This window comes from Pseudoalteromonas sp. SCSIO 43088 (assembly GCF_023650795.1).
GTDB lineage: Bacteria > Pseudomonadota > Gammaproteobacteria > Enterobacterales > Alteromonadaceae > Pseudoalteromonas > Pseudoalteromonas shioyasakiensis.
In genome coordinates, this window is the sequence record NZ_CP072675.1 from 380903 (window position 1) to 397502 (window position 16600).

At 41.9% G+C, this 16600-nt stretch carries 18 protein-coding genes and 1 tRNA gene; 8 read left to right on the plus strand and 11 right to left on the minus strand.

Going from position 1 to position 16600, the window contains the following annotated elements:
- The first annotated feature begins 297 nt into the window (after positions 1–297).
- Together proB and J8Z28_RS01855 are read left to right on the plus strand one after the other, a co-directional pair.
- The gene (gene proB, locus J8Z28_RS01850; protein WP_175079156.1) at positions 298–1404 is read left to right on the plus strand and encodes a glutamate 5-kinase; all 1107 of its coding nucleotides are present in this window, start codon (positions 298–300) and stop codon (positions 1402–1404) included.
- Entirely contained in the window at positions 1401–2648 is a 1248-nt protein-coding gene (locus J8Z28_RS01855; protein ID WP_058583963.1) for a glutamate-5-semialdehyde dehydrogenase, read from the plus strand. The genes proB and J8Z28_RS01855 overlap by 4 nt, the downstream gene beginning before the upstream one ends.
- Before the next feature lie 158 nt (positions 2649–2806).
- On the opposite strand, the gene J8Z28_RS01860 is transcribed toward J8Z28_RS01855, so the two are convergent.
- Positions 2807–2882, minus strand: a tRNA-Ala gene (locus J8Z28_RS01860).
- A 165-nt stretch (positions 2883–3047) separates the two neighbouring features.
- Here J8Z28_RS01860 and J8Z28_RS01865 point away from each other — a divergent pair.
- Entirely contained in the window at positions 3048–3434 is a 387-nt protein-coding gene (locus J8Z28_RS01865) for a putative periplasmic lipoprotein (RefSeq protein WP_250659785.1), read from the plus strand.
- A complete protein-coding gene (locus J8Z28_RS01870) occupies positions 3435–3935 on the plus strand; it encodes a prolyl-tRNA synthetase associated domain-containing protein (RefSeq protein ID WP_062566636.1) in 501 nt (166 codons plus the stop codon).
- Here the strand turns inward: J8Z28_RS01870 and J8Z28_RS01875 are convergent.
- On the minus strand, positions 3902–5038 hold the full coding sequence (locus tag J8Z28_RS01875) for an MFS transporter (RefSeq protein ID WP_062566635.1): 1137 nt from the start codon (positions 5036–5038) through the stop codon (positions 3902–3904). The two genes, J8Z28_RS01870 and J8Z28_RS01875, sit on opposite strands and share 34 nt — an antisense overlap.
- Positions 5039–5270: 232 nt before the next feature.
- Between J8Z28_RS01875 and J8Z28_RS01880 the strand changes: the two genes are divergently transcribed.
- The 4 genes from J8Z28_RS01880 (at position 5271) to J8Z28_RS01895 (ending at position 8319) form a co-directional block, all read left to right on the plus strand.
- Positions 5271–5810: a DUF2058 domain-containing protein gene (locus J8Z28_RS01880; protein WP_054563501.1), complete on the plus strand. Its 540-nt coding sequence runs from the start codon at positions 5271–5273 to the stop codon at positions 5808–5810.
- A gap of 103 nt (positions 5811–5913) precedes the next feature.
- Positions 5914–6237 (plus strand): c-type cytochrome, encoded by a 324-nt coding sequence (locus J8Z28_RS01885; RefSeq protein ID WP_054552448.1) that lies wholly within the window; start codon positions 5914–5916, stop codon positions 6235–6237.
- Positions 6238–6366: 129 nt separating this feature from the next.
- On the plus strand, positions 6367–7134 hold the full coding sequence (locus tag J8Z28_RS01890) for a class II aldolase/adducin family protein (RefSeq protein WP_054552449.1): 768 nt from the start codon (positions 6367–6369) through the stop codon (positions 7132–7134).
- Between the two features lie 9 nt (positions 7135–7143).
- Positions 7144–8319, plus strand: a complete 1176-nt coding sequence (locus tag J8Z28_RS01895; protein WP_250659786.1) for a mandelate racemase/muconate lactonizing enzyme family protein — start codon at positions 7144–7146, stop codon at positions 8317–8319.
- A gap of 65 nt (positions 8320–8384) precedes the next feature.
- Here J8Z28_RS01895 and J8Z28_RS01900 read toward each other — a convergent pair whose 3' ends face one another.
- The 9 genes from J8Z28_RS01900 to J8Z28_RS01940 form a co-directional block, all read right to left on the minus strand.
- Positions 8385–8759: a hypothetical protein gene (locus tag J8Z28_RS01900; RefSeq protein ID WP_250659787.1), complete on the minus strand. Its 375-nt coding sequence runs from the start codon at positions 8757–8759 to the stop codon at positions 8385–8387.
- Positions 8760–8767: 8 nt separating this feature from the next.
- Positions 8768–10315, minus strand: a complete 1548-nt coding sequence (locus tag J8Z28_RS01905) for a S41 family peptidase (RefSeq protein WP_250659788.1) — start codon at positions 10313–10315, stop codon at positions 8768–8770.
- A 44-nt stretch (positions 10316–10359) separates the two neighbouring features.
- Entirely contained in the window at positions 10360–11202 is an 843-nt protein-coding gene (locus J8Z28_RS01910; protein ID WP_250659789.1) for an amidohydrolase family protein, read from the minus strand.
- Positions 11199–11924 carry an SDR family NAD(P)-dependent oxidoreductase gene (locus J8Z28_RS01915; protein ID WP_054563508.1) on the minus strand — a complete coding sequence of 242 codons (726 nt, stop codon included), beginning with the start codon at positions 11922–11924 and terminating at the stop codon, positions 11199–11201. The genes J8Z28_RS01910 and J8Z28_RS01915 overlap by 4 nt, the downstream gene beginning before the upstream one ends.
- A 9-nt stretch (positions 11925–11933) precedes the next feature.
- The gene (locus J8Z28_RS01920; RefSeq protein ID WP_054563509.1) at positions 11934–12422 is read right to left on the minus strand and encodes an FKBP-type peptidyl-prolyl cis-trans isomerase; all 489 of its coding nucleotides are present in this window, start codon (positions 12420–12422) and stop codon (positions 11934–11936) included.
- A gap of 63 nt (positions 12423–12485) precedes the next feature.
- Entirely contained in the window at positions 12486–13982 is a 1497-nt protein-coding gene (locus J8Z28_RS01925; RefSeq protein ID WP_250659790.1) for a LysM peptidoglycan-binding domain-containing protein, read from the minus strand.
- Between the two features lie 28 nt (positions 13983–14010).
- The gene (locus tag J8Z28_RS01930) at positions 14011–14997 is read right to left on the minus strand and encodes an MBL fold metallo-hydrolase (RefSeq protein ID WP_250659791.1); all 987 of its coding nucleotides are present in this window, start codon (positions 14995–14997) and stop codon (positions 14011–14013) included.
- A gap of 68 nt (positions 14998–15065) precedes the next feature.
- The gene (locus J8Z28_RS01935; RefSeq protein WP_250660366.1) at positions 15066–15320 is read right to left on the minus strand and encodes a cell division protein ZapA; all 255 of its coding nucleotides are present in this window, start codon (positions 15318–15320) and stop codon (positions 15066–15068) included.
- Between the two features lie 206 nt (positions 15321–15526).
- Positions 15527–16552, minus strand: coding sequence for an IS110 family RNA-guided transposase (locus tag J8Z28_RS01940; protein WP_250659740.1), 1026 nt, complete (start codon positions 16550–16552; stop codon positions 15527–15529).
- Between the last annotated feature and the right edge of the window lie 48 nt (positions 16553–16600).

A 16600-nucleotide genomic window follows, 5' to 3' on the forward strand; every position in this document is an offset into this window, starting at 1 on the left:
GATTGTATAGGCTCTATGTATGTTGTTATTAATAAAAGCCGCACACAGCTTTTTACAGCGATACATAAACAACACTTATCTTTTTTTATCAACTTATGGTTTATAACCGTTTGGTCTACTGACTGAATAAAAGTTGTGCTATATCTAATCGCAGTACTTGCGTGGCGTAGTCGTGTGCATAGATAAGTAGTTTGGCAAAGTGATAATAGTCAGTGCGTTTAGTAAAGCTAAGCGCGAGTCTTTTAATCAGTGGCAAATTGGCACTGAACAGATAGTAAAATGGAAAGTTGAACAGTTATGCAAAAGTTAAATTGGCGACGTATAGTACTAAAAGTAGGTAGCGCATTAATCGCACCCGAACAAGACGGGTGTCGCTCACGTTATTTACTGACCATTGCACAGTTCATCGTTCGCTGTCGAGCGCAAGGTATCGAAGTAATTTTAGTATCATCGGGTTCGGTAGCTGCTGGTTCGCATTTATTCCCTGAACAAGAAAAGCGTTCAGTGACGATGAAAAAAGCAATGGCTGCTGCCGGTCAGACAGAAATGATGGCGATGTGGGATCGCTTCTTTGATTTCCCATCAGCACAGATTTTATTAACTCATGGTGACCTACGTGACCGTGAGCGTTACACAAGTATCCGTGAAACCGTTTTCACCTTACTTGAGCATGGTGTATTACCTATCATTAATGAGAATGACACGGTAACAACCGACGATTTAAAAGTTGGCGACAATGATAACTTGTCGGCAATGGTAGCCGCAGCTGCGGATGCCGATGCATTGATGATTTTTTCGGATGTTGATGGTCTATATGACAAAAACCCGAATTTGCATGAAGATGCAGTTCTATTACCTGAAATTGATAGCATCGATGAATCAATTTACGCCATGGCCGGTTGTGCAACTAGTGCCGTTGGTACAGGTGGTATGAAAACGAAAATTGAAGCGGCTGAAAAAGCCACTTCACATGGTATTACAACCTTTATTTTAAATGGTTTTAAAGAAGAGACATTTAACCGACTGCTTGCGGGTGACAACCCAGGTACTATCTTCACACCATATGAAAAACCAATGCAAGAAGCAGTGCATTGGATGACTCACACCGCTAATGAGCAAGGTGAGGTTGTCGTTGAAGGTTCATTCGATGAATCATTAACAGATGAAGACGGTTGTATTCGTAGCGATGAAATCGTTGCAGTACACGGAGAATTTGGCGTAGGCGATACCATATTAGTTCGTAGTGATGATGGTACGCGCCTGGCAAAAGCAACAGCGAACTACAGTAGCTGTTTATTGAATTTTATTGCTGACAACGAGCAAAGTGAATTTAGCGAAAAAATGCAAGATTCAATCGGCCCAGTTGTTTCAGAGAAAGATATCGCATTATTGGAGAAGTCATGAGTTTAATTACGGATATTTCGAGTCAAGCTGCAAAAGCTGCAACCCAGTTAGCTTTACTTGATACTGCTACTAAGAATCAAGTGTTAACTGAGATGGCAGAGGCGCTACGCGAAAGCAAAGCCTTTATCATCAAAGAAAACGAAAGCGATTTAGCGGCAGCACGTGATAACAACCTTGCAGCATCGATGATTGACCGTTTAACGCTTAACGATGAGCGTATTGAAGCAATGGCCGAAGGTATCGAAGTAATTGTTAGCCTTGATGATCCTGTAGGTCAATTACGTGAAATTTCAGAGCGTCCAAATGGTATTAAGATCAGCAAGATGCGCGTACCATTGGGTGTTGTATGTATGATTTATGAAGCACGTCCAAATGTGACGGCTGATGCTGGTGCGTTATGCTTTAAATCGGGTAATGGTGTTATTTTACGTGGTGGTAAAGAAGCACTACGTAGCTCGCAAGCAATCGCAAGTGTAATGCATAAAGTACTTGAAAAGCATGGTTTACCAGCTGCGTTGATTTCAGTGATCCCAGATCCAGACCGTGGTCTACTCATGGAGCTGATGCAACAGCGTGAAACAATTGATTTAATCATTCCGCGTGGTGGTGAGGGTTTAATTAATTTTGTAACAGAAAACAGTACCATTCCAGTGATTCAGCACTTTAAAGGTGTATGCCACCTTTATGTTGATAAAGACGCTGATTTAAACGTAGCAATCAACTTACTATTAAATGGTAAAACTCAGCGAACTGGTGTGTGTAATGCCCTAGAAGGCTTAGTGGTTCACCAAGATATCGCTGATGAGTTTTTAAATCTGTGTGCAGTTGTTCTTCGTCAAGAAGGCGTAAAAGTAAATGCAGATGCGAAAGCTGCTGAGTACTTTGATAATGCAACAGTACTTGCTGACGACGAGTTTGGTGAAGAATATTTAGATTTAGAAATCGCAATCAAGGTTGTACCTGACTTTGCTGGTGCCATTGACCATATTGCTAAGTTTGGTTCAAACCACACTGAAGTGATTTGTACTAAAGACCAAGCTGCAGCTGAGTTATTCCAACGCAGTGTGGATGCATCTGTGGTGATGGTTAATGCGTCATCGCGTTTTTCTGATGGTTCACAGTTAGGTTTAGGTGCTGAGATTGGTATTGCGACAACTAAGCTACATGCTTATGGTCCAATGGGTCTAGAGTCGCTTACAACTGAAAAATACTTAGTGAATGGCGAAGGCCAAATTCGTGAATAATCACTAAAAAGTAATTGCTTAAAAAGCCGAGCTTTGCTCGGTTTTTTTGTGTTTAAAATAAAACGAAGACGGTAGAAAGACTAATAAAGTCGCTTTAATTTAGAATTTATTGGTTTTTATTAAAAATTTGGCAGATTGCCTAAAGAGAGGTAGGAAAGTGGTGGAGCTAAGCAGGATCGAACTGCTGACCTCCTGCGTGCAAGGCAGGCGCTCTCCCAGCTGAGCTATAGCCCCACATTCCTAAATACAGGATGCTTAAGTCTTGCGTCTCAAGCGGGGTGAACTTTAAATATTTTTGCATTTGTGGTCAAGTATTTTTTTTAAAATGTTCGATTTTTTACTCTGTTGTTTTATTTTTGGTAGACTAAAGCGCATTCACTGTTCAAGGCTTATCCAATAATGAAAAAAATAGCATGGCTTTTGGTTGTTTTACTTGCCGGTTGCGCAAGCCAACAAGAAGCGCCTCCTTTTGAAATCAATAATAAGCAGTTTTACGAAAAAAATGATCAGCAAGGCAATAAAATCTTTGCCTATGTAGTGTCAGTTAAAGCACAGGGCAGACGCCCGATTAATCTTGATAAGCCAATGACACGCCGGCAGTTTAAAGATTTTGCCGAGCAAGAAGTATTTGAAGAGTCGAGCAACTTAAAACTTATGCTCGAAGACCAAGCGGTTGAATTATTAAATGAAGAGCTTAAAGAACGACAATACTGCGACGATAAACACGTTATTGACGAAGTATTATGGCGTGATTTAAGTGTGCAATTACGAGGACGTTGTTTGTAAATGTATGCAGATAAAAGCAAGTTAGCTGCTACGCTAGCTCAATTAGATATTAATTATGATGTGATTGAGCATCCACCATTACACGGCAGCTTAGATGCCGATAAGTTTATGCTCGATAGACCGGGCACACGTTTAAAAAACCTGTTTTTACGAGATAACGAAGGTAAGCGCCACTTTTTAGTGATCACCGCTCACGACAAACAACTCGACTTAAAAGCCATTGCTCAGCAGCAGGGGTTATCGCGTTTAGGGTTTGCATCTGATGAGCGATTAGCGCGTTATCTTAAAGTGCCACCGGGCTGTGTTTCTATGTTGGCACTGTTAAACGATAAGCAAAATAATGTCACTCTTTGGCTAGACCAAGAAATTTGGTTTAACGAGCTTTTTCATTGTCACCCTTTTGAAAATACCGCCACTTGGCTGATGAAAAAAGGTGACTTAGAGCTGTTTTTTGAAAGTACCGGGCATCAACCGCGTATCGTATTTCTACCTGCCAAATAAACTAAGCTTAAACCTACTAAGCAGACTAAAAGTAGCACGGTCATAAAGGCAACTTGGCCGTGTTGCTGATATACCAGCCCAGGCAATAACGAACCTAATGCCCCACCGCTATAATAAAACGATACATAACCGCCATTGGTGACACTTGCAGGTGCACTGCTGATTTTATTTACCAGTGGAGCGGCACTTGAGTGGATCACAAACATTGCGCCACAAAAGCCAGTAAAAGCAATAACAAAAAGTAATAACTGTTGGCTCATCAATAGCACCATCGTCAGGCTATAAAATACAAAAACCCAGGTTAGTAAACGCCAAGGTGTTGATGACTTTCGTAACAGCCAAGGTGTGGCTATAGAAGCTAGTGCACCAAGCAAATAACCGCTGTAAACCAGTCCGATGTCTCGGGTGTTAGTGATAGCAAAACTGTCTTGCAGAATGAAAGGTAAATAATTTAACAGTGCTGCAAAACAAAAGAACATACAAAACACCGCTCCGTAGAGCTTTAATACCAACGGATCTTTTAATTGCTTTAGATACAACAGTGGCGACTTTGCAGCATGAATACTCGCGCCTTTACTTGATTTAGGAATGGCGAGCGCAAACAGTACTAACCCTAGTGCTATCACATAGTAAAAACTTTGCCAGCTCAAAAAGTCGGTGAACAAGGCAGCGAGCATACGTCCGAAGTAGCCACCAACAATGGTACTGCCAATGTAAAGCGTCATATTACGTTGTAATTGGTCAGCCTGAAAAGTCACACCGATATAACTGGTCATAGCGGTGAGAGCCGCAGGTAGGGTGATCCCTTGTATAAAACGAACCAGTAATAGCAACTCAAAGCTTGGTGCTAAAGTAAAAGCGATACAGCTGATTGCTAACACAAACATGGCAATTTTTAGAATTGTGAGTGGGTTTCGCTTAGCTAAAAACAAGCCATACACTAAAGGAGCAATTGCTAGTGGCAACATAGTTGCGGTCATTAAGCTACCAGCAGTGGCAGGTGACACAGAAAAATGACTGGCAAATAATCCAAGTAAGGGTTGTGGGGCGTATAAAACAAAGAAAATAAACACAGAGCAAAGTAACAAATGTCGCAGCTGCATTTTTAGCTCCCAAGAGGAAAAGCCCTAGCTTATCGGGTACAGGTTTTTTTACAAGTTCAAAGGCGACTAAAATGATAAATCTTGCGTTAAATCAATATGTCATGATTTCATCGCGTGTTAATCTCACATCAATATACTCGATTGCTGTTAATCAAGTGGGCTCAGTACTGTTATTTGTTGGCAGAGCTGATTAAAATAACCCTAATACGCATTAATAAATTGGAATTTCGTCATGGGTTCATTACAAGATCAATTACTTAAAGCTGGTCTTACTACGGCACATAAAGCTAAAGTAGCCAAATCTGAAAAGCGCAAACAGCAAAAGAAGAAAAAGAAAGGCGCCACGAGTAATCCTAGCGATCTGCAAAAGCATATTGAGCAGACTAAGCTTGAGCAGCAGAAAAAAGCCGACGAGCTTAATAAAGCGCGTTTAGAAGAGCAAAAGCAACGTGAGCAAGTAGCGCGTGTTAAGCAGATTTTAGAGCACCACAATCAAGATGAAATTCGTGGTGACCGTACATTTAACTTCACTTATCAAAATAAAGTGAAAGAGCTCGAAGTAAACGAAAAAACACAAAAGGCCCTAGCTGGTGGCCGTTTAGCAATTTGTGTTTTAGAAGGCCAATTTTTTGTACTGGAAGACGAACCAGCACGAAAAGTCGCTGAAGTCAGCGAAGACTACATAGTGTTCCATGTTGAGCCTGAAGATAAGCAAAAGGATGAAGATGATCCGTATGCTGATTTTGAAGTACCTGATGATTTAATTTGGTAGTGACTGTTTCTATTGCCGTTACAATTTTCGGGTGCAATATTGTTAAATCATGGTCTACACTAAAGAAAATGTTTAATAACCCGTCAAAAAAGAGAAGATACAAATGAGCAAGATCACGAAAATTTTATGTGGGGCTGGCATTGCAATGGCTGCAAGCCTATCTTTCAACACTATGGCTGCGGATGGTGCAACACTATACACAGCTAAGCTTTGCCAAACTTGCCACGGTGCAGAAGGTAAAGCGCCTATCATGCCTCAGTACCCTAAATTAAATGGTCAAAATAAAGAGTACTTACTAGCACAAATGAAAGACATTAAGTCAGGTGCGCGTAGCAACGGTATGGCTGCTGCGATGAAAGCAATGGTTGCAAACGTATCTGAAGAAGAAATGGCTGCAATTGCTGATTACTTATCACAAGTAAAATAAACACCATTTTAGCGTGAAAAGGCCACATCAATTGATGTGGCCTTTTTGTATCATCTATTGATCATCTATTAATAGTAATTTAGACTTCTATACATCTATTTGTGCAGTGTCACATATACAAGGTTTTCCATGTTTGACTTACCAAAACTCGATTTAAAAAATAAAGTATCTGAACAAGAATGGCAGCTTCGTGTTGATTTAGCTGCATGTTATCGTTTAGTTGAGCACTTTCGATGGGGGGATTTAATTTATACCCACCTATCGGCACGTTTACCGGGCACAGATCACTATTTAGTTAATGCATTTGGTCTTAGTTTTGATGAAGTGACGGCATCTAATCTTGTGAAGGTCGATTTAGCTGGCAATATTCTTGATGACACGCCATTTAAAATTAATCCGGCTGGTTTCACTATTCACAGCGCTATTCATGAAGTTCGTGATGACGCTCACTGTGTTATTCATTTACACACAAAAGAAACCATCGCCGTTGCAACGCAAGAAAAAGGCCTGTTACCACTTAGCCAATACTCAATGTTCTCATTGCCATCATTGTCTTATCATGGCTACGAAGGGTTAGCGGTAAACAGTGATGAGAAAAAGCGCTTGCAAGATGATTTAGGCACTACTAATCACATGCTATTGGTTAACCACGGTGGCTTAACTGTTGGCCCAACAGTGGGAGATGCCTTTATGCGATTTTATGATTTGCAGCGTGCCTGTGAAATTCAATTGGCTATTCAAGCCAGTGGTCAAACGGCAATTCCAGTACCACAACCTATTATCGATAATATTTATAATCAAGCGAATGTCGTGCATAGCGGCAGCACCGGTGGCCAGTTAGCTTGGCCAGCCATGTTGCGTAAAGCTTATCGTCTTGATCCTAGTTTTGCTCAGTAAGGAGTAACCATGAAAGTTAATCGCGTCGAAGTGTTCGATATTCATTGTCCAGACAGACCTGCTTGGACACCTGTTTTTGTGCGTATTCACACCGATGAAGGTATTAGCGGTGTGGGTGAAGCGGGTCTGGCTTATGATTTAGGTCATAGTGCAGCTGCGGCAATGATTAAAGAAATGGCTGATGCCTTTTTAATTGGTCATGACCCATTTCAAACAGAAAAACTGTGGTCTCGAATGCTACGCGAAAGCTTTTGGGGTTTAGGTGGTGGTCCTGTTGTATATGCAGCAATGAGCGCCATTGATATTGCACTTTGGGATATTAAAGGTAAAGCATTAGGCTTGCCTGTTTACCAGCTATTAGGTGGTAAAGTTAACGATAAGCTGCGTACTTATGCATCACAATTACAGTTTGACTGGGACAGCGAATTTAAAGCGCTTGTTCACCCAGAAGAATACGCAGAAGCAGCGCTTAAGGCGATGGCTGAAGGGTATGATGCGGTAAAAGTTGACCCAATCCAGTACGATAAAAACGGCAATACTTATTACGATCGCACTAACATTATTTCTCGTGCAGAAATGAAATTATATCGCGCGCGTATGCAGGCTATTCGTGAAGCAGTCGGTGACGAAGTTGACATTATTTTTGAATGTCACAGTTTACCTGGCGCAACATCAGCAATTCAAATTGGTGAAATTGCTGAAGAGTTCGATTGTATGTATTACGAAGAGCCTGTGAATTACTTAAATCATTCATTACATGCAAAAGTTGCTGACAAAGTAGCGGTGCCAATTGCAGGTGGTGAGCGTTTGTATAACCGCTGGGGTGTGCGTCCATACTTAGAAGATCAAAGTATTGATGTGCTACAGCCAGACTTAGGCCTGTGTGGTGGTTTCACTGAAACTAAAAAAGTGTGTGATTATGCAGATATCTTTGATGTGCGTATTCAAGCTCACGTGTGTGGCGGTCCAGTAGCAACTGCAGCTTCGTTACACTTAGAAACTGCGATTCCTAACTTCTTAATTCACGAACATCACACCTATGCGATTAAAAAATGGAACCGTGAGTTATGTATTCAAGATCCACAACCTAAAAATGGTTTTTTCCAAGTATCAGAAGAGCCAGGTATCGGTATTGAATTAAATGATGAAGTTGTTATGCGTTCTCAACGTGTTGAGATTAAGTAATACTCACTAATATATTTTAAAAAAAGCCCGTAAGGGCTTTTTTTATATCTGCTTTTTAGTTTAGGTTAGTTTATCGGTTTACATTTTACCAAAGGCAGTGGCTCGGTCGCTTTACTATCTAAATGGCGCACAAAACACATTTTATTTTTGATTAATAATTCAAAGCGCTCAGGCATAGCTAGCTGTTTACCCATCATCGGGTTACCCTGAGCATCTACAACACTCATACTATCTGTGACTAACACGCTGCTATTTATAAACGCATCATTGGCAACTGCGATTGGCTTGCTATGCATTAATCTGGCAATGCCTTTTGCTATTAGCTCACTTTGTGGCTCAGTTAACCGCGCATGCTGCAGTTTCGGTGTTGGCTCTTGGCTTTGAGCACTACAGCCTAGCAGTGCCGATAACAGTAATAGACTAGTTAGTTGGGCTCTCATTAAGGTTCCTACTGCTCTAAAATTTTACTTTGCTGAAGCAAGGTAGAAGTACGGGTATCAAGCACTTTCGGTGTGTCTGTAAAAATAGCCGGTGCAAACCCTTGTTCACTAATCGTTGAAGTGGCGGCAGGGCAGCGGCCAGTCTCACGATAGCTAAGCGCTGTACTTAGCATAGCTTCACTTTCATCGCCTAATTGATGAGTGAAGTCGTCAGCCACAGCGCAGCCTGGGATCATTACAGGTTGAAACTCGCTATCGTTGCTGTTTTGTGGTGCAAAGCCATCTGCATATTCACCAAATTCCTTATTATTGACACCGGTAAACTGAATGCTGAAATACGTAGTATCACAGTTATCAGTTGGGTAGTAACCATAGGGTTTGCCACAGGTTGTTTCGCCTATTTGAATTACCTCGATATCAGCACCCCGTAGGCCATTAATCACTGCCTCACTAGCTGAGCAGGTGCTGCCTGTTGTCAGCACAAAAACACGTTCTAGGTTCAACGAAGGCAATGGGGTTCCTGGGCTGACAGCTGGGTTTTCGGCAAAGCCTAAAAACTCATCAGTAAAATAAACAGGCTCTAAGCGATCGCCAGTGATTGGGTTAAACGTTGGATGCTGATCATTAAAAATAGTGCGCTCGAAGATTTTACCTGTGGTGTTGCTTTCACCTGCTACCATGTAAGCAACTTGGCTGGCCATTTGCAGGAATCCACCTGGGTTATAGCGCATATCAATAATTAAATCTTTAACGTTACTTGCAGCTAAATCATTAAAGGCATCGTATAAGGGTTTTTCTGCTACAGCATTATGGCGATTAAACTGAAAGTAGCCTACTTCACCATTGGCGAAGGTCTTTATGTTGCTAACTGCTTGGCTTGTAATAGTTTGTGCAGTCATAGTGACTTCGCGAATTTCGCTGGTATTAATGTCTTTGAATACAAAAGAGGTCACCTTGCCAGACTCTGATGGAAAGAGGCCTGCATTTAATACATCAACCTCAGCTTGGGTGCTGGCATTAACAAAGTCAACGCCATCCACTTCAATGACTTCTAAGCCTCGGCTCAGATTGAGGTTTGCAGCCGGTGAGTTAGGTTCTGTGTAGCTGATAATCCCTTGGCGAGGGGCGCTGGCACTGATTAACTTAAGTTTAAAGCCATAACCAAAAGACTGCCCTGATTGGCTCTGAGCTTGCCACTCGTCAGTTGGCAAGCTGGCATGAAAGTTATCTTTATTTGCACCTGAATCAGTGGTGTTTTGGGTTTTTAATAAGGCAAAGTAATTTAAAACACCGTCAGTCAATGCAGGGTCGCGATCAACAATTTCGTCATACCAAAGGTAGGTTTCGTGACTCCAAGCGCGTAGCCAGTGCTTTTCATTAAGTGCTTGGCATTGTTGGTCAAACTTACTTGATGGCTCAAATACACCTTCAGTCCATGTGATATCAGCAGCATCGATAGTCCCTGACTCTGAGCTACCAGAACCACCACAGCCTGCAATGATAAGCGAACACGTAACTGCTACAGCAGCTAAAGGCTTTTTAAAATGAACAAACATAACACCAACCTAAACAGCTTTACTGACCTGAATATAGCTAGTTTTTAAGCAATTAGATAGATTTTGCGGGCGTTTTTATAGCTTAGTTTATGCCATAAACTCGACTGCGAGCACAGTGAGTGATAGTGCTGCCAGCAGTTTGTGTAACTGGTATTTATTTGGCAAACAGGGAAATTACTGGCAAACATCACTCGATGTTCACCAAAGTACTTAACTAAATTATTAACCAGCCAAAGATGTTTGTTTACTGCTATTTGCGTGAACTCTAACCCTGAGAACTTTATCGCGATATTATCGCAGCGGCTGAGTTTAATGATTGCTTCGAGCCATCTTTGCTCATTACTAATAAAGCCTAAATGATTAATTACCACACGTAATGAGGGCAGTGCGGTGCAATATTTAATAAGCTGCTCGGTTACCTGCATGTTTTCAATTTCAAACTGTGCTTCAAAGTGTAAGTTTTCGCTTGCGAGCATGGCTAGGTTATCTCGGCACTGAGGAGTTAATAAGCGCTTTGCTTCATCACCTTCGGTTATATCGCGAATACCAACCAAAGATGAGTGCTTTAACTCATTGAGTGACGCTTCAAAGTGTTTGCTAGATGCGTCAATCGCGCTGTAGCTGATTGCGCGATAGGGAATGTCATTTAAATGCGTTGCAAGCCAATTAAGCTCATTCACTGGCGCTTGGTTATCAAAGCCAGCTTCAATATGCACCAGCGCTTCTAGTTGAAATGGGCAAGCGGCTTTAAGCTCTGAAGCAGTAATTTGTTTTTTTATTTTATCTAGATTTGGCCAAGCGAGGGGATTGTTACCTTGTAGCCAAGTGTATTGACCCTCAGTGAGGTTAAAAAAGTGCACATGTGGGTCAATAATTTTGTCGCTCATTGCGTGGTGTATCCACCATCAATGCTTTGTAAGCTACCAGTTATAAAGCTTGCTTCTGGGCTTATTAAAAAATTCACCAAAGCTGCAATTTCTTCTGGTTGCCCTAAACGGCCTAGCGGTTGCAGTGCGGCTTCTTCAGCAACAATTTCTGCTTTGTTGGCACCACTGCGCTGACAATATGCATCAATCGCATTATGAAACAGTGGTGTTTCTATCGTACCCGGACAAACCGCATTAGCACGAATGTTAAACGCGGCATAATCGAGTGCTGTCGTTTTTGCCATTGAAGCTAGCGCATGTTTGGTAAGGTTATAAGCAAACGAGTTTGGTTTGCCAATGATTGCCTGATCAGAGGCAACCAATACAACACTGCCGCCTTGCTGGCTTTTCATGCTAGGTAATACAGCTTGAATTGCTGCATAGGCACCTTTCACATTGAGCGCAAACAGGGCATCAAACGTTGCTTCATCGGTATTTTCGATGCTGGCACTTAAATGACGACCCGCATTAGAAATTAAGGCATCAACGCGGCCCGTCTCGGCAATAATTTCGGCGATAACTGACTTCACCTGCTGAACATCACTAACATCACAGTGGCGATAGTTGCCCTCAGACGGGGTGATATCTAAGTTATATACTGTGTAGGCCTCACGCTCTAAACGCTCAACAATAGCTTTGCCAATACCTTTACTGCCACCAGTGACAATTGCAACGTTTGTCATCATTTACCCTTAGTGGCTGTGGCCACAACCGCCTTCACCGTGCACGTGGCCGTGTGATAATTCTTCGGCAGTTGCTTGGCGAACATTAATCACTTCAACATCAAACGTTAGTGTTTTACCAGCAAATGGGTGGTTTAAGTCACAATCGGCATTGAAACGGCCCACTTTAACGATAGTCACTTGGTGGCGACCTTGGTTTGAATGAACGATTGCAGTCATACCTGGCTTCCACACTTTTGTGTTACCTTGTAAGTGCTTAAGTGGAATACGTTGGATAAGGTTATCAACGCGCTCGCCGTAAGACTCGCTAGGCTCAAGTGTTACGCTAAAGTTATCGCCAGCCGATTTACCTTCAAGGGCTTTTTCAAGACCAGGAAGCATGCCTTCAGTGCCATGGATATATGAAAGTGGCTCGCCATCTTTACTTGATTCGATTTGCTCGCCTGCTTCACTAAGTGTGTAGTGAAACTCAACCGCTGCGTCTTTACTGATCTGCATGTTATTTCTCTTAAGAATTTAAATATAGGCGCTGATTTTACGCTAACCACAAAGAGTGAGCAATCAAGGCTTTTTCAACGAGCTTTCAATGCCTGACAATATGGCTTCGCTGGCTGGTACTTGCGGCTCAGCGGGTTTTGCTTGCGGTAGGTGCAATGTCAAAATGGTGCCTGGTTTTAAAATGCTAGTGGCACTGAGTTTATTCCACGTTGCGACGTCTTTATGAGGCACGTCGTATAGCTGACTGATACTCCAAATTGAATCACCTGGTTTGACTAGGTAATCAACCGCAATGGTTGCGATAACTTCCTCATGCTGTTCAAGGTAAGGGCTGATATTGTAATCAACCATAAGTGATTCCGGCATGGTTTGGGGCTGTGATAAGCGCAATTGTTCACCGACCTTAATCAGGTTACTTGTTTTACTATTAAGCGCTTTCAGATCCTTTACAGACATATTAAAGCGTCTGGCAATGCCATAAAGGGTATCGTCTTTTTGCACTATATACTCACCGGCAAAGTTGTTGCGAAAAAGCTTACTTTGCAACAAGGTGCGGCGCTCCATAGGTAAAAGCAGAGTATGTGGACCATTTGGCGAGCTTTGGTTTTTTAAATATCCTGGGTTTAATTTGTGGAGCTGGTTATGCCCCACGCCAGATAAGTTAGCGATCACCGAAAAATCAAATTGCTGGCCAACATCAAATTCTGTGGTGAGTGCTTTATTCGCTAATTTAGGGCGCTTTAAGCCTTGTTCAGGATGCTTTAGTAAATAGCTAAGTGCCAAAAGTTTAGGTATATATTCAGCGGTTTCTTTTGGTAGTGATAATGACCAATAGTCAGTTTTCTTGCCAAGCTTTTTATTTTTTTCGATAGCTTTTTTAACGCGTCCTTCACCACTGTTATAGGCTGCAAGGGCATGCAGCCAGTCACCATCAAAGCGTTTATGTAAGTAACTTAAATAAGCTAAAGCGGCATCGGTTGAAGCGAGTATGTCTTGGCGGCCGTCATACCATTGGTCGCTTTGCACACCAAAATGATAAGCCGTTGCGCCGACTAACTGCCAAACACCAACGGCTTGCTCTGATGATCGTATTGTTGGTCTAAAATCACTTTCAACAAAGGGTAATAGGGCCAGCTCCATCGGTAGCTTCTGTTGCTCGATACGTGTGACGATATGATACAAATAAGGTGCCGCACGTTTATTTACTTTAATCAGGTAATTGGGCTGTTTTAAATACCATTTTACTCGTGCAGATGTATGTTTATTGGTTTGAAATACCAGCGTTAAATTGTTGGCGATATGCTGCCATAGATCTTTCGAGCGAGGCTTTGCTAGCGGGGTATTATTGACTGCTATGGGCGCAGCAACAGGACGTGGTTCAACAGCTGTTGAATCGACAAACTCACTAGGTGCTTGTTGGGTTGTTAAATCGGGCTCATAATGGCTAAAAATCTCCGGCCTTGCCCGTTGTTGTTCTGTTTCTTGCTGAGTTACTTGGCATCCTTGTAAGCCAATAAACAAGCTCAGCAAAAGTAAATATTTCAAACTTACTTGAGCCATATAATAAAATCCTTTTACTATTTTAGCCCTATTTTGACAATTTGCTTTGTTTAAGTCCAGCTTCTAGAAACATAGAAAGCGCTCTTTCGCCCACTTCATCAAGCTGGTATTGCTGTTTAACCTCTGCAGGAAAAAGCGGAATTAATTCACTCACTGGTTTATCTGGCGAGGAATTTGTCATCTCTTGAATGGTTTTTAAAAACCTTAAAGGGAGTGCAAGTTCAGCAGGTGTCAGTGGCTTACCGTGACCCGGTAAAATTGTTGTCAGTGTGGTATTTTTTTGGATACCTTGCAGCGTGGTTATCCAGCTAGAAAATGTACCATGCCCAGGATAGGGTAAGCTGTCGACTATATCGCCACCTAACAGCACGCGACCTTGATCTGCACTTAAAGTGAGATCGCCCTTAGTGTGCGCTTGATACGGTGTAATAACGATAGGGTAATTACCAAGGTCTAGCTGTGTTGGTTCAGTAATGCTAATCGCTGGTGGCTTTAAGGTGAGCTCTCGCCAGCGAAATAAGCGTTTTTTAGCAAGTTCTAGTTTGTCGCGCCAAATAGCTTGTTGATCTTCAGGTTGATTGGCAAGGCGTTGATAGCTCAATTCAATACTTTTTTCATAACCATCTAATTTATCTGTCAATGCTTGCTGCATCGCTACAAACTCAGTTGCTACTTGCTGATGCACAATAAGCTTAGCTTCAGGGAACTCAGCCTGTAAAACGGCCAAGCCTAGCAGGTGATCATCATGATAATGGCTCGCTACTAAATAACATAATGGTGTTTTTAAGCGTTTTTTTAACTGCACTGCGAGCTTTTCTACTTCGGCAAAGTTACCACTGGCATCAAACATTAATGCGCATTCTTTACCTTCAATCAGCACTTGATTCGAATCGTAAAAACGCAGTTTATTTTGTTGTTGTAGAAATTGGATTTCGGGAGTGATGCTATGCCATCTAACGCTTGCTTGGGCGCTATAGCTTACGAAAAGACAGATCAAAAAAGCACAAAATCGCATAGTGTTTCGCTCTGATAGTGGTTAGTAGAATTGATTGTAAACAAAAAAAGCGCAGGATGCGCTTTTTTCTAAATACTAAGGTGCTGGCTGAGCTTATCTATTAAGCTGTCATGTTGTTGCTCTTGTTCTGCTTGTTGAGATTTAACTTCAAGCAATTCATGACTTAAATGTAATGCTGCCATCAGCAACGCTTTTTGGTCATTGCGAACCGATGAGCGTTGTTTCATTTGCTCCACTAAGTCATTCAAATTTTGTGCAGCAGCAACTAGGGCGTGTATATGGTCTCCTCCAACATTGCAAGAATAAACAATGAGTTTTGACAGGGATAGGTTTGCGTTCGTATATCCGGCTTCTTAATTGAAACACTTTGGTTTCGAGCCTCGATGAACTTCGCACATATCGTCCTTATCGTTGACACGAGTTTATCAAACTCACACGCCCTATCAGGTTTTCGATATGTCGGTTTTACCTGTTTGTCATCACTTGATGTTTATTCAGCAATCCTCTGAAGTGAACTCGTTATTCATTGTTAAGCCGTTACCAAATCATCGTTGTAACGACCGCCGTGTTTTAATATCGCCCAACCAACGCGAGCTAACTTATTGGCAAGCGCAACCGCAGCTTTGTTCCTGCCTCGCGTTTGCTCTATTCGCTTTATCCATTTTGCCAGTGGCGTATCTTTGTTCGCACTGACTCGCATAACGGCTCTGGCACCGTGTATCAATAAGGTTCTTAAATACCCATCGCCCCGTTTACTGATACCCAGTAAATTTTGTTTACCGCCGGAACTATGTTGCCTCGGAACTAAACCTATGGAAGCTGATACCGCTCGTCCATTGTTAAATTCACTGCCATTGCCCACATGTTGATAAAACGCACTGGCAATCAATGGGCCAATACCCGGAATACTCTGTAATCGAACACAGGCATCATCTTTACTTAAGTCATGGATTTTTTGAGTATAAACATCCAGGTGCGCTTTAAGCTCTGACAACTTTTTATAGTGTTGTTCCAATAATTCCTTGAACAACTCACTCAACCCATTATTTGCTTCTCTATCGTATAACTCAGGCAAGGCCTTATAAACATTATGTACTCCCAATGGAATGACAATCCCATACTCATACAATAAGCCTCGTATTTCATTACTATTCGCTGTTCTGTCTCGCTCACATTTCTTGCGTAGTACATGCAGCGATTGAATATCTTGTTGGGTTTGGGTTTTTGTTCTAACAAAACGCATTTCTGGTCGCACAACAGCTTCGGCTATGGCTAATGCATCATTAAAATCTGTTTTGTTACCTCTGACATAAGCCTTTACGTGTTGAGGCGCTATTTGTTTTACCCGATGCCCCAGTTTTTCGAGTTCTCTTGCCCAGTAATGTGCACTGGCACATGACTCGACTCCAACTAGGCAATCATCTAGTTGAGCAAAATAATTCAGTATTTCTTTTCTTCTCAGGATTTTTTTCTTAACAATTTTCCCTACTTGATTACAGCAAACCACATGACTCACATTCTTTGCTAAATCTAATCCAACTGTTGTAATATTCATCTCGGTCTCCTCGCTTTATTACTTGAATCGTTCAATTCCAAGTTTGGC